The organism is Syntrophus sp. (in: bacteria) (assembly GCF_040768185.1).
In the GTDB taxonomy this organism is placed as follows: domain Bacteria; phylum Desulfobacterota; class Syntrophia; order Syntrophales; family Syntrophaceae; genus Syntrophus; species Syntrophus buswellii.
On the sequence record NZ_JAXGNC010000001.1, the window covers coordinates 447,217 to 463,521 of the forward strand.

General features: G+C 54.3%; 16 protein-coding genes. 6 read left to right on the forward strand and 10 right to left on the reverse strand.

Going from position 1 to position 16,305, the window contains the following annotated elements; all coding sequences use genetic code 11:
* Positions 1–139: 139 nt before the first annotated feature.
* Positions 140–1,039 (forward strand): peptidoglycan-binding protein, encoded by a 900-nt coding sequence (locus tag AB3175_RS02120; RefSeq protein WP_367359283.1) that lies wholly within the window; start codon positions 140–142, stop codon positions 1,037–1,039.
* 99 nt (positions 1,040–1,138) lie between these two features.
* On the opposite strand, the gene groL is transcribed toward AB3175_RS02120, so the two are convergent.
* A complete protein-coding gene (gene groL, locus AB3175_RS02125) occupies positions 1,139–2,776 on the reverse strand; it encodes a chaperonin GroEL (protein ID WP_367359284.1) in 1,638 nt (545 codons plus the stop codon).
* Positions 2,777–2,814: 38 nt separating this feature from the next.
* Positions 2,815–3,105 carry a co-chaperone GroES gene (gene groES, locus AB3175_RS02130; RefSeq protein WP_367359285.1) on the reverse strand — a complete coding sequence of 97 codons (291 nt, stop codon included), beginning with the start codon at positions 3,103–3,105 and terminating at the stop codon, positions 2,815–2,817.
* Between the two features lie 557 nt (positions 3,106–3,662).
* Between groES and AB3175_RS02135 the strand changes: the two genes are divergently transcribed.
* The 3 genes from AB3175_RS02135 to hflX all read left to right on the forward strand — a co-directional run bounded on the left by AB3175_RS02135 (position 3,663) and on the right by hflX (position 7,533).
* Positions 3,663–4,091, forward strand: a complete 429-nt coding sequence (locus tag AB3175_RS02135) for an arsenate reductase ArsC (protein WP_367359286.1) — start codon at positions 3,663–3,665, stop codon at positions 4,089–4,091.
* 222 nt (positions 4,092–4,313) lie between these two features.
* The gene (locus tag AB3175_RS02140; protein ID WP_367359287.1) at positions 4,314–5,687 is read left to right on the forward strand and encodes a hypothetical protein; all 1,374 of its coding nucleotides are present in this window, start codon (positions 4,314–4,316) and stop codon (positions 5,685–5,687) included.
* A 286-nt stretch (positions 5,688–5,973) separates the two neighbouring features.
* A complete protein-coding gene (gene hflX, locus AB3175_RS02145) occupies positions 5,974–7,533 on the forward strand; it encodes a GTPase HflX (RefSeq protein ID WP_367359288.1) in 1,560 nt (519 codons plus the stop codon).
* Here hflX and AB3175_RS02150 read toward each other — a convergent pair.
* Positions 7,505–8,806, reverse strand: a complete 1,302-nt coding sequence (locus tag AB3175_RS02150) for a 3-deoxy-D-manno-octulosonic acid transferase (protein ID WP_367359289.1) — start codon at positions 8,804–8,806, stop codon at positions 7,505–7,507. The two genes, hflX and AB3175_RS02150, sit on opposite strands and share 29 nt — an antisense overlap.
* 193 nt (positions 8,807–8,999) lie before the next feature.
* On the opposite strand from AB3175_RS02150, the gene rpe reads away from it, so the two are divergent.
* On the forward strand, positions 9,000–9,683 hold the full coding sequence (gene rpe / locus AB3175_RS02155) for a ribulose-phosphate 3-epimerase (protein WP_367359290.1): 684 nt from the start codon (positions 9,000–9,002) through the stop codon (positions 9,681–9,683).
* Positions 9,650–10,264, forward strand: coding sequence for an NYN domain-containing protein (locus AB3175_RS02160; protein WP_367359291.1), 615 nt, complete (start codon positions 9,650–9,652; stop codon positions 10,262–10,264). Before rpe ends, AB3175_RS02160 begins: the two co-directional genes overlap by 34 nt.
* Positions 10,265–10,270: 6 nt before the next feature.
* Here the strand turns inward: AB3175_RS02160 and holA are convergent, their stop codons facing one another.
* The 7 genes from holA to AB3175_RS02195 all read right to left on the reverse strand — a co-directional run bounded on the left by holA (position 10,271) and on the right by AB3175_RS02195 (position 16,301).
* The gene (gene holA, locus AB3175_RS02165; RefSeq protein WP_367359292.1) at positions 10,271–11,653 is read right to left on the reverse strand and encodes a DNA polymerase III subunit delta; all 1,383 of its coding nucleotides are present in this window, start codon (positions 11,651–11,653) and stop codon (positions 10,271–10,273) included.
* Between the two features lie 20 nt (positions 11,654–11,673).
* Positions 11,674–12,333 (reverse strand): TIGR00730 family Rossman fold protein, encoded by a 660-nt coding sequence (locus tag AB3175_RS02170; RefSeq protein ID WP_367359293.1) that lies wholly within the window; start codon positions 12,331–12,333, stop codon positions 11,674–11,676.
* 158 nt (positions 12,334–12,491) lie between these two features.
* Entirely contained in the window at positions 12,492–12,683 is a 192-nt protein-coding gene (rpsU, locus tag AB3175_RS02175) for a 30S ribosomal protein S21 (RefSeq protein WP_093881850.1), read from the reverse strand.
* Positions 12,684–13,434: 751 nt separating this feature from the next.
* Complete coding sequence (locus tag AB3175_RS02180) at positions 13,435–13,827, reverse strand: glycine cleavage system protein H (RefSeq protein WP_367359294.1); 393 nt, start codon at positions 13,825–13,827, stop codon at positions 13,435–13,437.
* Between the two features lie 24 nt (positions 13,828–13,851).
* Positions 13,852–14,940 carry a M24 family metallopeptidase gene (locus tag AB3175_RS02185; protein ID WP_367359295.1) on the reverse strand — a complete coding sequence of 363 codons (1,089 nt, stop codon included), beginning with the start codon at positions 14,938–14,940 and terminating at the stop codon, positions 13,852–13,854.
* Positions 14,930–15,601: a tetratricopeptide repeat protein gene (locus tag AB3175_RS02190; RefSeq protein WP_367359296.1), complete on the reverse strand. Its 672-nt coding sequence runs from the start codon at positions 15,599–15,601 to the stop codon at positions 14,930–14,932. The genes AB3175_RS02185 and AB3175_RS02190 overlap by 11 nt, the downstream gene beginning before the upstream one ends.
* 283 nt (positions 15,602–15,884) lie before the next feature.
* Positions 15,885–16,301, reverse strand: coding sequence for a DUF2845 domain-containing protein (locus AB3175_RS02195; RefSeq protein ID WP_367359297.1), 417 nt, complete (start codon positions 16,299–16,301; stop codon positions 15,885–15,887).
* Positions 16,302–16,305 lie beyond the last annotated feature (4 nt).

Below are 16,305 nucleotides of genomic sequence, written 5' to 3' on the forward strand. Positions count from 1 at the left end.
TTCATTTTTTTCATTCTACATGCCGGAAGAAATCGGAAAAATTAACAAATTTTTTATAGATCCTCAAAGAAATTGAAAAAAAATAGAACAGTATGATAAAATTATAAGATAAATTTTGAAAAAGAAAGGAGAACCTGCCATGAGAAAAACCATTTTGTTGATGCTTCTTGCGTTTATCAGCACTCTTTTTTTACTTGCCTGCTCAGGCGATAACAAACCCGCCGAGATGGCCATGAAGGCCGCCGAGGAGGCAGTCAATACCGCCAAGGTGGAAGCGGGAAAGTACATCCCCGATGAGGTGAAACCCCTTGAAGAATCGCTCGCCTCCCTGAAGGAAAAGTTCGCCAAAAAAGATTTTGCGGCGGTTGTAACGGAAGGCCAGACCCTTGCGGCTAAAGCGAAAGAAGTCATGGATTCGGCAAAGCTCAAGAAGGAAGAAATGACGGCATCCTGGACGAGCATGTCTCAGGAGCTTCCCAAAATGGTCGATATGATGCAGAGCAAGGTGGATCTCCTCTCCCAGGCCAAGAAGCTCCCCGCCGACCTGTCAACGGAAAAATTTGCCGAGGCCAAGACCGGCTTGGCCGCCTTGAAGGAAGAATGGTCCAAGGCGTTGCAGAACTTCAACGCCGGCAACGTTGCCGATGCCGTCTCCTCGGGAAAGGCCCTCAAAGATAAAGCCATCCAGATCATGGGGATCCTAGGACTGGCCATGCCTTCAGCGCCTGCACCGGGAACTCCTGCAGTGGAGTCTCCATCATCGGCAGCCCCCGCTGCCACGGCACCAGCCGCCTCAGAGCCGGAGAAAACCGCGGTGCGTGCCGAAGAGAAAAGCTTTGCAGTCGGCAGCGTTTCCTGGCTTCAGAACGCCCTCAACGAACTTGGCGCAGATCCCAAACTGGCCGTTGACGGACACATGGGCCCGGCCACACGGCAGTCCGTGATATCCTTTCAAAAATCCGCAGGCCTTGCAGCCGATGGCAAAGTCGGCCCGGCCACCGAAAAAGCTCTCAAAGAGAAGCTCGCCAAGAACAGGTAGATTCCTTATAAAAAAGCCCCCGAAACTCAATGCTTCGGGGGCTTTTTCTCCATTCTGCGGAACGATCCTTTGCCGTTCCTTTAAAAACTTCTCAGCCGCTTACATGCCCATTCCCGGATAGCCGCCTCCGGGAGGCATTCCCGGCATTCCGGCGCCCTTCTCCTCCGGCTTCTCGGCAATCATGCACTGGGTGGTCAGCATGAGGGAAGCTACGCTGGAGGCGTTCTGGAGGGCGAATCGGGTCACCTTCGTCGGGTCGATGACGCCGGCTTCGATCATGTCTTCATAAACGTCCGTCCGGGCATTGAACCCGAAGGCCCCGCTCTGCTCCTTTACCTTTTCCACGACGATTGTGCCTTCCATTCCGGCGTTGGCGGCAATCATCTTCAGGGGTTCTTCAAGGGCCTTGCGGACGATGTTGACGCCCACCTGCTCGTCGCCATCAAGCTTCAGCTCCGCCAGGACCGGAAGGGTGCGGATGTAGGCGACACCGCCACCGGGAACGATGCCTTCTTCAACGGCTGCCCGTGTGGCATTCAAGGCGTCCTCAACCCGGGCTTTCTTTTCCTTCATTTCCGTTTCCGTTGCCGCACCGACCTTGATGACCGCCACACCGCCGACGAGTTTCGCCAGCCGTTCCTGCAGCTTTTCCCGATCATAATCGGAAGTTGTTTCGTCGATCTGGGCGCGGATCTGCTTCACCCGCCCTTCCAGTGCGGCCCGTTCGCCTGCGCCGTCGATGATGGTGGTATTGTCCTTGTCGATCTGGATTCTCTTGGCGCGTCCCAGGTCTTCAAGGCGTGTGTTTTCCAGCTTATAGCCCATGTCTTCCGAAATGACCGTACCGCCCGTTAGGATGGCGATGTCTTCCAGCATCGCCTTTCGCCGGTCGCCGAATCCCGGGGCCTTGACAGCCGCCACATGAAGGGTCCCGCGGATCTTGTTGACCACCAGGGTCGCCAGGGCCTCGCCTTCGATGTCCTCGGCGATGATCAGCAGCGGTCTGCCCATCTTCGCAATCTGTTCGAGGATCGGCAGCAGGTCTTTCATGCCGCTGATCTTTTTTTCATAAATGAGAATAAGGCAGTCTTCCAGGCTGACTTCCATCTTTTCCGGGTTGGTAACAAAATAGGGGGAGAGATAACCGCGGTCGAACTGCATTCCTTCCACGATTTCCAGTTCCGTCTCGAGCCCCTTGGCCTCTTCGACGGTGATGACGCCTTCCTTGCCGACCTTTCCCATGGCTTCGGCAATGATATTGCCGATGGTTTCATCGTTGTTTGCTGAAATTGTCCCGACCTGGGCGATTTCTTTCTGGTCCTTGGTGGGTTTGCTGATGTTCTTCAATTCGGCGACAACCGCCGCAACGGCTTTTTCGATCCCGCGCTTTACATCCATGGGATTGCTGCCCGCGGCGACCGTTTTGGCGCCTTCCCGATAGATGGCCTGTGCCAGGATCGTGGCGGTCGTTGTACCATCACCGGCCACATCGCTCGTCTTGCTGGCTACTTCCCGGACCATCTGGGCGCCCATATTTTCAAATTTGTCTTCCAGCTCAATTTCCTTGGCAACGGTTACACCGTCCTTGGTGACGGTCGGTGCGCCAAAGGTTTTATCGATAATGACATTGCGGCCCTTCGGACCAAGGGTCACCTTTACGGCATCTGCCAGGGTGTTGACACCGTTCAGGATTGATTTTCGTGCTTCTTCGTCGTACTGCAGTAACTTTGCACCCATAGATATTTTTTCCTCCTTATTCGTCTATTCTTCCGAACTTATTTCTCTACGATTCCCAAAATATCGTCTTCCCTCATGATGAGATACTCTTCGCCTTCAATCTTGACCTCTGTTCCGCCATACTTGCTGAACAGTACGCGATCACCTACTTTCACATCCAGGGGAAGAAGCTTTCCGTCTTCCGTGACTTTACCCTTACCCGCAGCAACGACCTCACCCTCGATGGGTTTTTCTTTCGCTGTATCGGGAATGATGATTCCTCCCTTTGTCTTCTGCTCTTCCTCCAGCCTCTTAACAATGACTCTGTCCTGTAATGGCCTGATGTTCATGCCGAAACAATCTCCTTTCCTGTTGAATTTAAAGATATGAAAAAGAATGGGACTTCTTTTTTCCCAAAGGGTTTGGCGGTAACATAAACACGAAATCGCCCCTGTCAAGTCAGTTCAAAAAAATTTTTTCGTGGAACATGGAGTTCGAACGATCACGCTGCACATTGAGGGCGACAGCCGCCTCTACCGCTGTTTCCAGGCGCACCACGGTCATGCCCGCCCGATCCATTTTCCTTAAGTCTAAAGGGACAGTACAATTCCCGCAGCAAAACGGACAGACAACTTTGTTGATTTGATTTATCAGTCTTCCATCCCTTTGCAATCCGCAACTTGTAGTATTCATTTCCTATTCTCGGAAATATACCTTCAACAGGTCAATTTTTGCTTGACCAATAGGCAAAGAATCTGACATATCTGACATATCAAATCGTTACAGCATCAGGAGCTTCTCTTCGATATTCCGTTTTGAAATATTTCACGATTATTTAATCTATATGTCACACGAATGTTACATCTTTGTGAAATTATAGCGATCAGCTGTTGAACGAGGGAACGAAATGCCAAAAATGAAAGTTTTATTCCTATGCACAGGGAATTCCGCAAGAAGCCAGATGGCCGAAGCATTTCTCCGGCACTTTGCCGGTAATTTGTTCGAAGTTTTCAGCGCCGGGCTCGATCCCAGGGGAATCCATCCATTGACCACCCGGGTCATGGAAGAAATTGGGATTCCCCTCGCGAATCACTCTTCCAAATCTGTCAGCGAATACCTGGGTAAAGTCCATTTCGGCTATCTGATTACGGTATGTGCCGCTGCCGAGGATCGCTGTCCCGCCTCATTTCCCGGAATCAGCAGGCGCCTTCACTGGCCCTTTGATGACCCGGCGGCATATACGGGATCGGAAGATGAAATGCTGCAAAAATTCAGAGATGTACGGGATGAAATTTCCCGGAGAATTCAGAACTGGTTGAAGGAACAGCAGTCCTGACGCCTTTCAGGCCTTGACCTGCTTTGTAAACAAAAACAACCACGGGCAGGCTGTTATTTAGAAAGAATCCTATAATTAAGGAAAGGAGGTGGACGTCGGGGAAAAAAGAGAACCAGACTTTTTGAGACTTTGAAGGTGAAGATTTACAGGACATATAGGTGATTTTTTCAATGCCCGTTGAAAAAATCAGGACAACAATGAATTTTTTTCAGGAGGATAGTAATGAAGAAATTTTGGGTAGCTTTGATCGCCGTGGCCGTGGTCGCAGGCTTCGCCCTGAGCGCATCGGCGGCGGACGTCAAATTCAGCGGCTCCTACTACGCCACAGGTCTCTACGCGGACAACTGGGGCCTCAAGGATGATAATTCAGCAGCCGGCGTTTATGCTCAGAGGCTGCGTGTTGCAACGGCCTTCAAGATCGCCGAAGGGTTGACCTTGAACACCCGCTTTGACGCCCTCGAGGGACGTTGGGGCCAGTACGGCTATATGGGCACGGCTGTGGATCGCCAGAATGCCGACGGCAAAGATGCCGACGACAACAACATCAGCTTTGACCGCGCCTGGGTCAGCTTTGCCGTCCCCTTCGGTCAGTTTGACGTAGGTCGTCAGGCCCAGAACGAATGGGGAACCCGTTTCGCCAGCGACAGCTATGATGCGGACGCCATCCGCTTCTCCACCAAGAACGGCCCCTGGGAAGTCGGCGCATTCTTCGAGAAGCAGATTGAAGCCTACGGCGCAGGCGACTATGCCAACGTCGTGAGCGACGGCGGCGTCAACGACGGCGACCGCGACAACTACGGCGTTTATGGCAAGTACAAGTGGGACGGCGGTATTGCCGGTCTCCAGATTCAGTTCATGAACGACGCAACCGAGAACTTCGCAAATCTCAACGGCAATGGCGATTACAAAGCCAAAGTCTGGACGTTTTCGCCCTATATGCAGGGGACCTTCGGTCCTGTCTTTGTGGAAGCGGAAATCAACTATGCCTACGGCGAGGCTGAATCCGAGCTGAACTGGGATGACATGGACATCCGCGCATGGAACGCCTTTCTTCACGCCAAGGGAAATATCGGCCCCGCCTATGTCGGCGCCTTCTACGCCTATGTCTCCGGTGACGATCCCGACTCCGACGAAGAGATCGAAGGATCCAACTTCTTCGGTGCCAGCGGTTACCGTTCCGGTCTGCCCACCGGCGGTTCCATCTTCGATCCCTGCCTGATCCTCTGGGGCGCATACGCCAACAAGTGGCTGGGTGACAGCACGGCGAGAGCCCTTAGTTTAGGTACCGATCATCATACCGGTGCGGTCATGGAAAATGCCCACCTCTTCCAGATTTACGGCGGTTTCAAACCGATCCCCAAACTGGACGTCCAGGCCAAGCTGAGCTATGCCTTTGCCGATGAGAAGCCGGACAACTATGATGATGACGAATACGGAACGGAATTCGATCTCACCGCCGCTTACAAGATTTACGACAACCTGACCTATACGGTCGGCTTCGGTTATCTGTGGGCCGGTGACATTTACAAGGGCGCCACCGACAACGATGTGGATGACACCTATCTGCTGATGCACAGACTGGATCTGAGCTTCTAAGAGCAGCTTCGTTTCGGATTTCCATTGTAAAAGTTCCATTTCAGCGCCCCGGGGCAATGCCTCCGGGGCGCTTTTTTTATCTCCCTTCTTGACCGGATCAACACCCCATGATAACTAATTAAATCAACAAAAAGCCCCTCTCACTCTCAGCATCCTGATATCGTCCGGAGACGGGTGCACCTTTTGCCCACCCGAAAGGAGAAACGCGATTCAAAAAATTTACGGGAACCTCACGGGCCTGAAAGCGGTCCAACTCAAACGGCTGGAGCAATTCTACCGGAGACGGGTGCCGCCTGATGCCGTCGTCACGCAGGAAATGGCCAGGCAGCTTACGGAGCTGTCCCGGGAGCTCAACCGGCAGCTTGGGGTGTTGCTGAGCCGCCGCGGAGAAGTGGCCTTTGTGATCGTCGGCACACACCGGGGCATCCTGATCCCCAGCCTGGAGGGATTCCGCTCCTCTTCCGCCCGCTTCAAGGGTCTCCGTCTTGTTCACACCCACCTGAACCCCGAGCCCCTGAGCCCCGAGGACCTCAGTGACCTGGCCCTTCTTCGCCTTGATCTCATCTGTGCGGTGGAAGCCGGTCCCGATGGACTGCCGGGCTCCGTCTCCACCGCCCACCTGATTCCCGAAAACCCGGACGGCGGCTACTGGCTGATTTCTCCACCGCAACGGATATCCGATTTGAAGGCGGACTTTCTGGCCTTTATAAATGCCCTGGAGAACGAGTTTGCCCGAACCCAGCGGTCCCGGAAGGTGGATTCCGCCGACCGGGCCATCCTGATCCGAGTTGAAACGAATCCCCTCTCCGACAGCGCGGGCTCCCTGGAAGAGCTCAAGGAACTGGCCCGGTCCTGCAGTGTGGAGGTCTTCGATACGATCCTGCAGCATCGGACGCAACTCGACCCGAAATATCTCCTCGGAAAGGGAAAACTGGCCGACGTCATCATCAAAGCCCTGCAGATGGATGCCAACCTGCTCATCTTCGACCATGAGCTGACACCCGCCCAGGTCCGTTCGCTTGCGGATTTTACGGAAATGAAAGTCATCGACCGGACACAGGTCATCCTGGACATCTTCGCCCGCCGCGCCCATAGCCGGGAGGGCAAGATCCAGGTGGAGCTGGCCCAGCTGAAATACCTTCTGCCCCGTCTGGCGACGCGCCACACGGGCATGTCCCGCCTCACCGGGGGAATCGGCGGCCGGGGACCCGGAGAAACCAAGCTGGAGATCAACCGGAGGCGGGTGCGGGAGCGGATCCAGCACCTGGAGCAGGACATCCGCAATATCGAAAAGGCCAGGGGCCAGCGGCGTCTCAGGAGGGAACGTACAGGCCTGCCCGTGATCTCCATTGTGGGCTACACCAACGCCGGAAAGTCCACCCTGCTCAACACCCTTACGAAGAGTTCCGTGTTCACCGAAGACCTTCTCTTTGCCACCCTGGACCCCAAAAGCTCACGCCTGCGCTTCCCCCGGGATGCGGAAGCCGTCATCACCGATACCGTGGGCTTCATCCGCGACCTCCCCAGCGATCTCTTTTCCGCCTTCAAGGCCACCCTGGAGGAACTCTACGAGGCGGACATCCTCCTCCACGTCATCGACGTGAGCAATCGGAGCTTTGAAAACCATATTGCAGCGGTGGAGAAGATTCTGGAGGAAATCGGGATTTCAGGCAAGAAAACCCTGCGGGTTTTCAATAAGGCCGACCGCTTGGAGGACAAGGCCCTTCTTGAGATCCTCTGCCGGCGATTTCAGGCCGTCGCCGTTTCGGCTCTGCAGCCGGAGAGCCTCGGGCCGCTTTTGGAGCGCCTGGAGGAAATTATCTCACCGCAAGATGCCGCCCGATGAGATCGGCATACCGCCGGGCCGCGCCGGCATTGGCGGCGATGGCCAGCCGGCCCTGCTCGCCCCGGCGCTTTAACTGCTCGGGATCGGCAAGGAGAGAGAGCATCCGCGCCAGCAATTCCTCTTCGTCGGCAACAGAAATGCCGGCCCCTGCCTCTTCGAGAAGGGCCTTTTCCCCTTCAAAATCCTCCATTGACGGCCCGTATAAGACCACCTTCCCCCAGGCGGCCGCCTCCAGGATATTCTGCCCTCCCCGCGGGACGAGACTTCCCCCGCAATACACCACCGTGGCCAGGCTGTAGGCCTTGAACAATTCGCCGATGACATCCACGATCACGATGCGATTCCCCTTGCGCCGCCGTCCACCGCCCATTTCGGATACCCGGAAGATGTCCTTGAAACCGGCCTGCCGGACCAGGTCGGCCACCGCATCCCCTCTTTCGATATGGCGGGGAACGAGGATCAGCTGGAATTCCGGATCAACCTCCAGCAGGCGCCGGTAAACGGCCAGGCAGGCGGCTTCCTCGCCTTCATGGGTGCTCCCGGCAACAAAAACAGGGCTGCCTGGCCGAATATCGAGCTTCCGGGAAATTTCCGCCCGCAGATCGTCAGAGGTCCGGGAGGCCAGGCTGTCATATTTGGCGTTGCCGAGGACCTGGACCTTTTCCCGCAAAGCGCCCAGTTCCTGCACCCTCCGGGCATCCGTTTCCGAGATCATACCCAGGCCGTCCAGCCCCTCCAGCAAGCCCTTCCAGAAAAACCGTGTTCGGCCGTAGCGGCGGAATGAACGGGGGGAGATGCGGCCATTGACCAGGACAACCTGCACTCCCCTGGCCCTGCACTGGGTCAGAAAGTTCGGCCAGAGTTCCGTTTCCGTAGGAACGAAAACGTCGGGCCTTACACGCCTGAGCATCCTTGCCACGACGAAGGGCAGATCCAGTGGGTAGTATATGTGAGCCGTCGCCTCTGTGACGAGGCGATCCGCCATTTCCCGGCCTGTTTCCGTACTCGTGGAAAGGACGAGACAGGCCCGGGGATATCTCGTCCGCAGTTCGGCCATCACCGGAGCCGCTGCCGTCACTTCGCCCACGGAAACGGCGTGCATCCAGATGCGCGGGCTTCCCCCCAGGCCGGAGAAGACCTTACTGTCCGGATAAAAGCCCAGTTTGGGTCCGAGACTTTTGCGGTATTTTCCCGTAAGAACCATCCGGACGGCATAATAGGGAAGGCCGACAAGGGCGGCCAGAGGCAACAGCAGATTATAGAGAAAAATCATTCTTTCAGCTCCATTCTTTCCCATGCTCACCGGGGATTTCAATCCTCGAGGCGGAATGGACGGTTTCCGCTGCTCTTCGGCGCAGCGTTCCGCCCCCGGCGGTATGCATCAGATTCCGGGTTTTCCCTTGACGGCCCCGCTGAGATGTTGTAACCCTTTTACTCAAACTCATTCAGGAATACGGTATTGCTTCATGAAAAAGATAGCCCCTTCGATCCTGTCCGCCGATTTTGGTCGTCTTGGCGAAGAAATCGCCGCGGTGGAAGCCGCCGGAGCAGACTGGATTCATATCGATGTGATGGACGGCCACTTTGTCCCCAACATCACCATCGGGGCGCCGGTTGTCCAATCCCTGCGGAAGTACACCCGGCTGCCCTTTGATGTCCACCTGATGATCGACCAACCGGAAGCCTATCTTGACGCCTTTCTAGACGCCGGCTCCGACGTTCTTACGGTTCACCTGGAAGCGGCAAATCATCTGCACCGCACGATCTCCCACATCAAGGAGCGGGGCATCCGGGCAGGCGTCTCGGTCAATCCGGCAACGCCGCTGTCCCTTCTGGAAAACATTCTCCCCGATCTGGATCTGCTCCTCATCATGACCGTAAATCCAGGATTCGGCGGACAGCAGTTTATCGACAGCATGCTGCCTAAGATCCGCAAAGCCAGGACCATGATTTCAGCCGCCGCTCCCCACGTACTGATCGAAGTGGACGGGGGGATCAACCGGGAGAACATTTCCACCGTTGCCCGAGCCGGAGCGGATGTACTGGTTGCCGGATCAGCCGTTTTTTCCAGCGATCATTACGGCCAGACCCTTGCTGCCATGCGTTCTGCGCTGAAATGCCCACCGGATTGCGTGTTCCCGACCGCCTGAACTTCATGGAACCGGGAGTTTCTTCCCGTCTCTTTTCTGCCATGCACATCATCATCGACGGCTATAATCTGATCCGGCAGAGCGAAACCTTCCGCCGCTTCGAAAAGCAGAGCCTGGAAGCGGGAAGGCAGGCGCTCCTTCAGCGGGTTTCCCTGTACCGACAGCAGAAGGGACATCGGATCACGGTTGTCTTTGACGGATGGGAAAGCGGTTCCCCTTTCGAGGAGCGGGACCGCCAGGGAGGGATCACGATCATATACTCCCGCAGGGGAGAAAAGGCCGATGATGTCATCAAGCGCATGACGTTGCACCTGGGTGAGGAAACCGTTGTTGTGACGTCGGATCGTGATGTTGCCGGGTTTGTTCTTCGTAGGGGAGCAACCGCCTTATCCTCTCCGGAGTTCGAAACGGCGATCGCCAGGGCGGCCGCTTCTGAAAAATCTCCAGCCGGTGCCGATGACCCTCCAGAAGAAACGGAGGAGGAAAAGGACCGAAAATCCGGGGGCACCCGCAAGAAGGGACCGGCCCACCGGCTGTCCCGACGCGAGAAGGCAGCTCGAAGCCGCTTGAAAAAACTTTAATCCGCCTCAGGTCTGACAGACATCGAACACAAACCGTTCCAGCATCAGGTCGGGATCCCTTGCCGTAGATTTCATGGCGAGATCCATCGCCAATAGATCCTCAAGATGCCGCCTCAGCCGCTTTTCTGAAAAATTCTCCGAAATCCTGAGGGTGTTGAAGGCTACATAGGGGTGCTGATCCGCCAGCTCAATATGAACGTCCCCCGTCTGCCCGGACCAGGCCTTCAGGATGGGATAAATCGACTTTGTATAACGCCCGTAATCCATCCGGGGCGAATATCCGGGCAGAGCTCCCTTGTCCCGCAACCACCTTGCATGAAGCAGCAACCGGAATTCCCGGATGAGCATGGCAAGAATCGCCAGGGGATGGCTTCCCTGATCCTTTAAACGCCGCAGGAGCACCAGCCCCTTTTCCAGGTTCTTCTCTCCAAGCGCCGCGGTCAGGTCGAAGAGTTTATCCTCCCGGGTCCGGCTGATGACTTCCTCAACATCGGAAGCCTCGATCGTGCGGCGCTCCCCCGTATAGGTGACCAGTTTTTCCAGCGCCGCCATGGAGGTCCGCAACTGAAAGCCTGTTTTGCTTCCCAGGACCTCCCATGCCCCGGGGGTCATTCCTTTCCCCTTTTCCGTCAGGAAAGCCTTGGCTGAATCCATCACGGTATTTTTTTGCCGTGCTTCGCCTTTCTCAACAGAAAAGTTCAACACCCGGCCCAGCTCACTGACCGCCTTGAACAGCCTTTTCCGTTTGTCCACGGTCTCTGCCGTCAAAAGGAGAACATTGCCCTCGGGAAGACCTCTGCGCAGTATACTTTCCAGAAAATCGGCGTCACTGACGGCGGCGCTTTTGCCGCCCAGCCCAAGACCTGTGCACACCTCGATTATGCGGGGCAGCCAATTCGCGCGCTCCTCACCCTGGTCTCCCTCCACCGTCTGCTGCCAGTCCTGGTTGGAAATGGCCTTCCATCCGTCCTCCCGAAAATCGTCAAGAGTCCATCCGGCAATCCCGAGAAAAGTCATGAAGTTCTTTGCAGCCTGCTGCGGGTGGGCATTCATCTGCTGGCGAATCCGCCTCACCAGATCGCTGAGCGTCTTTCGGGAATGAAAGAGTCTCGTTCGGCGGACGGCAACAACCTTTCTTCCGGGAATCAGGGGCGGGCTCAGGAGGTCTTTGCCGATCTGTTCAGGATCTTCATCCTCGCCGTCCAGAACAAAGAGGTTTAACGTCTGATCTTCCGGAGGGAGCAGTGCGTTGACGATCTTTGAAAAGGCGTCATGAATTTCGTATTCTGCATCACCGTAAAGCAGGTAGCAGGGCGCCGGCCGTCCCTTCTGGAGGTCGGCAAGCACTCTGCGCAGAGAATTGCCCGATTCTTCCGTTCGGATCGCCATGTCTCCAGGGTAAGAAAAAATTACAGGATGATGAATCGCTGAATGTACCGAACGGCTTCTTCGGGATCGTCGGTAATCCGGATAAGGTCAAGGTCTTCGGGCAGGATCATATTCTCCTTCAGCATCGTGTCGCTCATCCATTCCATCAGGCCTTTCCAGTAGGAACTTCCCAGCAGAACGACGGGAAAACTTTTGATGCGTCGAGTCTGAATGAGCGTCAACGCTTCAAAGAGTTCGTCCAATGTGCCATACCCTCCGGGAAATATCACGTAGGCCACGGCATATTTTACGAACATCACCTTGCGGATGAAGAAGTATTTGTAATCAATGCTGACATTCGAATAAGGATTCGGCTTCTGCTCAAAGGGCAAACGGATATTCATCCCCACGGATTTTCCGCCGCCTTCGGAAGCCCCCTTATTGGCTGCCTCCATCACGCCGGGTCCGCCGCCCGTGATCACGCTGAACCCCTTTTCCGCCAGGCGCCGCGACAGGTATTCCGCCTGCTGGTAGCATGAATCCCCCGGCTTGACACGCGCAGAACCGAAAATGCTGACGGCGTTTCTCAACGTGGAAAGCTCTTCGATGCTTTCTACAAATTCGGCCATAATGCGGAATATCCGCCATGATTCCTCAATCGAAAGGGCATCTACAAGATACTGCTTCTCTACCTTGGCCATAAACTCCACACCATGCCGAAATAAAGCTTTCCTGCAGGACGACAAAGGCGATTGCTCATGCGGTCAAAACCCCGCCTGCGTCATTTTTACAAAGACACAATGGAAAACCCTGTGTTCAGCCGTTACTCATCACAGCAAAGGGACGAATGAACTTCCGCTTACGCGCCTCTTCTTCTCTGGACCTTCGCAAAGCGGCGCCGCGCTTCAATGGCCTTCCTCTTGCGCTTTACGGATGGCTTCTCATAGGCCCTGCGGACTTTCAACTCCTTGAACAGCCCACTTTTAGAAAGCTTGTTTTTCAAAATCTTCAAGGCCTTTTCCACATCATTGTCGAACACTTTAACTTCCAAATCATATCTCCTTCTATCATTTATGGATTTTCTATATATTGGTTCAAATGAAACCTCGTTAACTCCTTACTCTCCCCCGGGCTCGAGTCCCTGAATGACCGCATCTCAGGAAAAGCCCAAACAAGGGCGCGGCCACAAGAAATGTACCGGCGCGTCATTTCAGCTCCCTATCGAAGGCATGCTTTGCCGGCGATTCTGCCAACGCTTCAAGCTACGACTCGTGTCCGCCTGCAGTGCCGCGGCCATACCTTCATTGAAATTCTGGAACTGGAATTGCGGGAAAAACAGAAGACTCTTATCTTATTTCGTTTAAGCTTCGGAGCGATGGACGGAACCTGAAATTCAATAAGACTCAAGCGTGAAAGGTGGATTCAAGACATTTAAGACAAAAAGCGGCCAACCCGCTCATATCGGTAAAAGATCTTACCGAATCAAATGCCCCATCAACTAACCCTCCGTCTCTGTTATATAAAAAAAGGGCAGCACGGATCATGATTTCTCATGCCGTAAACCACCCTTTGCTTTTACCAATATGTTTTACCACACTCCTTACTGGGCAACTCTGCCTTTATTGAATATGAAAAACCCTTCGCAATCTTTTTAAATCATCTTTTTAACATAACGAGCGGACTTCGCAATCTTCTCTCAAAAAGGAACAGGCTAACGACAAGATAGATGTTTTCTATACGCAATATTGCTTCAAATTGCAACCTAAAAAATTTGAGTCACCCAAAAAATATCAGCACCGCAATCAATCCTCTTCCTGGGCAATGTAATCCTGATAATCCCTGATCTCCAGAAGATCGTCCAACTCCTCTGGATCTTTCATCTCAATCACCACAATCCACCCGGCATCGTAAGGATCACTGTTCAGAATGGTCACGTCATCCAGAATGTCCTCATTGACATTGACGATTTCTCCCGACAGGGGTGAAACCAGCTCAAATACGTCGCTTGCAGACTCGACCGTCCCGAAGGGTTCATCCCTTTCAACAAAGATATCCCCCTTGGGCAATTCGACCTCATCCACATCTCCAAGCTTTTCCTGGGCATACTCTGTAATACCCAGGGTAGCCATATTGCCGTCAACGGCCACCCAAATGTGTTCGCGACTATAAAGAAGATCATCCGGAAACATTTTCATAGATTAACACCCTGTTTGTTGAATTTATAAGACCAGCAAATCTTTCGGCATTTTTGTCAGGACCTCAGCCCCGTCCTCACGCACCAACACGGTATCTTCGATTCTGATTCCCCATTGACCGGGAAGATATACTCCGGGTTCTATGGTTATAATCATCCCCTCGGAAAGAACCGTGTCGGTATTCCTCGATACCCTCGGAGCTTCGTGAACCTCCAGCCCGACGCCGTGGCCGGTGCCGTGGGTGAAATAGGAATCCAGGCCGTATTGAGCCAGGCAAGCCCTTGCTACATGATCAATGCGGCTGCAGGTGACGCCGGAGCGGACCTCATCCAGAGCCCTGTCATGAGCCTCCTTCACTCTGGAGTATATTTCCCGTTTCCTGTCATCCGCAGATCCCAGGCAGAAGGTGCAGGTTTCATCCGAGCAATACCCATCGACGACCGCACCATAGTCTACAACAACCAGATCACCATATTCCAGGATTTTTCGACCGGGTTTTGCGTGGGGCAAAGCGGCATTGGCTCCTGACGCCACGATCGTTTCAAAGGCCATTCGTTCCGCCCCCGCCCTCTTGGCCCCGAAATCAATCTCCAGGGCAAGATCAAGCTCAGACATCCCCGGACGAATCCTTCGGGACACGGCTTCCAGCACACCGGCGGACAGCTGTGCAGCCCGGCGGATACAGGAAATCTCCCGATCCTCCTTGACCGCCCGAAGCGAATACAACTCTTCCGACAGAGGCGTCAAGTTTTCTTTTCGAAGCCGCTCCGCCAGCTTCTGATAGAAATCGTAACTCACTGCAGAGGCTTCGAAACCAACAGGATCTTCCACTGCCCGGTCCAGAACGGCTACGATGCCATCCACCTTGTCCTGATAGCAATAGATATCGGCGCTTTGAACTTCCTCCTGCGCCTGGGTCACGTATCGTCCGTCAACCAGCAACGTGGCCGCTTGTGGTCGAACCACCAGCACCCCGTCACTTCCGGTAAATCCCGTCAAATAGCGGATATTATGCAGGTCAAAGAGCAGAAGCGCTTGAACGCCGCCCTGGAAAAAGCGTTTGGAACGCAAGCGGGACAAACGGATTTGATAATCCTTCCGTTCAAAACGCATAACGTCTTCTTTTCTGGAGGCGGATCAGCCAGAGATTCAAGGTTTCGATCACTTTCTCCCGCTGCCGGAGATGAATGGCTTTTGTTGCCGAAGAGTTCTTTGAAGCCAGGACCTGGTTCAGTCTTTCCTGAATGGCCTGGTCGTCGGGATTCTTGATCAACATCTGTGTCAGAAGAGATTCCGCCGCATCCAGATGCCCCTGGCGGATGTACAGGTCCGCCATCGTCAACGTTTGCAGACCTGCCGTCATGGGAGAGACGGAAGTTTCATCGGCCTTGAATTCCTGAATGGAATCCGCTTGATCCTCCTCAAGCATCCGAAGTTTGCCGGATACCTCCCGGGAAAGATCGGAAACGGGGTTCAACGCTATAAAGCGACGATAAAATTTGGCCGCTTCCTGGTTCAACCCCCCCTTGAAACAGATATCCCCCATGCAGGCAAAGACACGAGACAGTCCCAATACCGTCAGTTCCACATCCTCAACGAGGGCTGAGGCCTCGTCGAGTTTACCCAGCCGCATGCAGGCATGGCACTGAACCAGAAGCGCATCAACGTCCCCGGGATGCTTTTCAAGCCAGATTTTTACCGCCTCCAAGGCGCCCTCATAATCGCCTTGCTCAAGCAGGGTTTGTGTTACGGAGAAAAATGCGGCTCTATCCATATGGAATTCTTACCGTATTGAGAATTTTGACGTAATGCGGGTATGATTCGACTTGAACAAGTCTGCCTACAGTTGGAGGAGCTATCACAGCCTGGATGGCATGTCAAGACAGATGCGGGACTTTCTTGCATGCTTCGGAATATCGGATTGCCTCAAGCATTCCAATAGCCTGTGACATCCCGGGCTGCGCGCGCCGGCACCGGCATCAATGGCTCAACGGATGCCTGTGCAAGCAAGTACTCTGCCCTAAAGCCCCGCTATCCGCTCCGGTGTGGAGTGGGGTTTATTTGCCCCGCTTCCCCTGGTCGATTTTAGTCAGGGTTCCACCTTCAAAGGAAAGGTGGTAAACGAAATCATTGGAACCTCTGTTGTAATACCACCTTTCCGTCACCTGCTCTTTATAGTTCGTCCTGCGGGCAGTCCGTTTTGCTTTTTCGGAGTGATGACTTTCACCGCCCTGCGAACGTTCGCTGCTTTTGCGGACGACGGTTCGGGCCTTCCCTCTGACTCCCGTTTCATGACGGTACGTAGGTTCTCCACAGCGTAACATGACATCCGCCATGCTGTCTCCCAGGGACACCATGTCATGTCCGCATCGAAATGTTCCTGATCCGGAGGCTGCCGCCTCCCCGGAACGCCCCAGGCCGAGGAATACGAACACCAGGGCAAAGGTGAGGATGGTTTCAAAGACCCTTTTCACGATG

What these genes read in the sequence shown, in the direction of transcription:
- AB3175_RS02120 (WP_367359283.1), top strand. Translation starts at nt 140, where the DNA reads ATGAGAAAAACCATTTTGTTGATGCTTCTTGCGTTTATCAGCACTCTT.
- groL (WP_367359284.1), bottom strand. Translation starts at nt 2,776, where the DNA reads ATGGGTGCAAAGTTACTGCAGTACGACGAAGAAGCACGAAAATCAATC.
- groES (WP_367359285.1), bottom strand. Translation starts at nt 3,105, where the DNA reads ATGAACATCAGGCCATTACAGGACAGAGTCATTGTTAAGAGGCTGGAG.
- AB3175_RS02135 (WP_367359286.1), top strand. Translation starts at nt 3,663, where the DNA reads ATGCCAAAAATGAAAGTTTTATTCCTATGCACAGGGAATTCCGCAAGA.
- AB3175_RS02140 (WP_367359287.1), top strand. Translation starts at nt 4,314, where the DNA reads ATGAAGAAATTTTGGGTAGCTTTGATCGCCGTGGCCGTGGTCGCAGGC.
- AB3175_RS02150 (WP_367359289.1), bottom strand. Translation starts at nt 8,806, where the DNA reads ATGATTTTTCTCTATAATCTGCTGTTGCCTCTGGCCGCCCTTGTCGGC.
- rpe (WP_367359290.1), top strand. Translation starts at nt 9,000, where the DNA reads ATGAAAAAGATAGCCCCTTCGATCCTGTCCGCCGATTTTGGTCGTCTT.
- AB3175_RS02160 (WP_367359291.1), top strand. Translation starts at nt 9,650, where the DNA reads ATGCCCACCGGATTGCGTGTTCCCGACCGCCTGAACTTCATGGAACCG.
- holA (WP_367359292.1), bottom strand. Translation starts at nt 11,653, where the DNA reads ATGGCGATCCGAACGGAAGAATCGGGCAATTCTCTGCGCAGAGTGCTT.
- AB3175_RS02170 (WP_367359293.1), bottom strand. Translation starts at nt 12,333, where the DNA reads ATGGCCAAGGTAGAGAAGCAGTATCTTGTAGATGCCCTTTCGATTGAG.
- AB3175_RS02180 (WP_367359294.1), bottom strand. Translation starts at nt 13,827, where the DNA reads ATGAAAATGTTTCCGGATGATCTTCTTTATAGTCGCGAACACATTTGG.
- AB3175_RS02185 (WP_367359295.1), bottom strand. Translation starts at nt 14,940, where the DNA reads ATGCGTTTTGAACGGAAGGATTATCAAATCCGTTTGTCCCGCTTGCGT.
- AB3175_RS02190 (WP_367359296.1), bottom strand. Translation starts at nt 15,601, where the DNA reads ATGGATAGAGCCGCATTTTTCTCCGTAACACAAACCCTGCTTGAGCAA.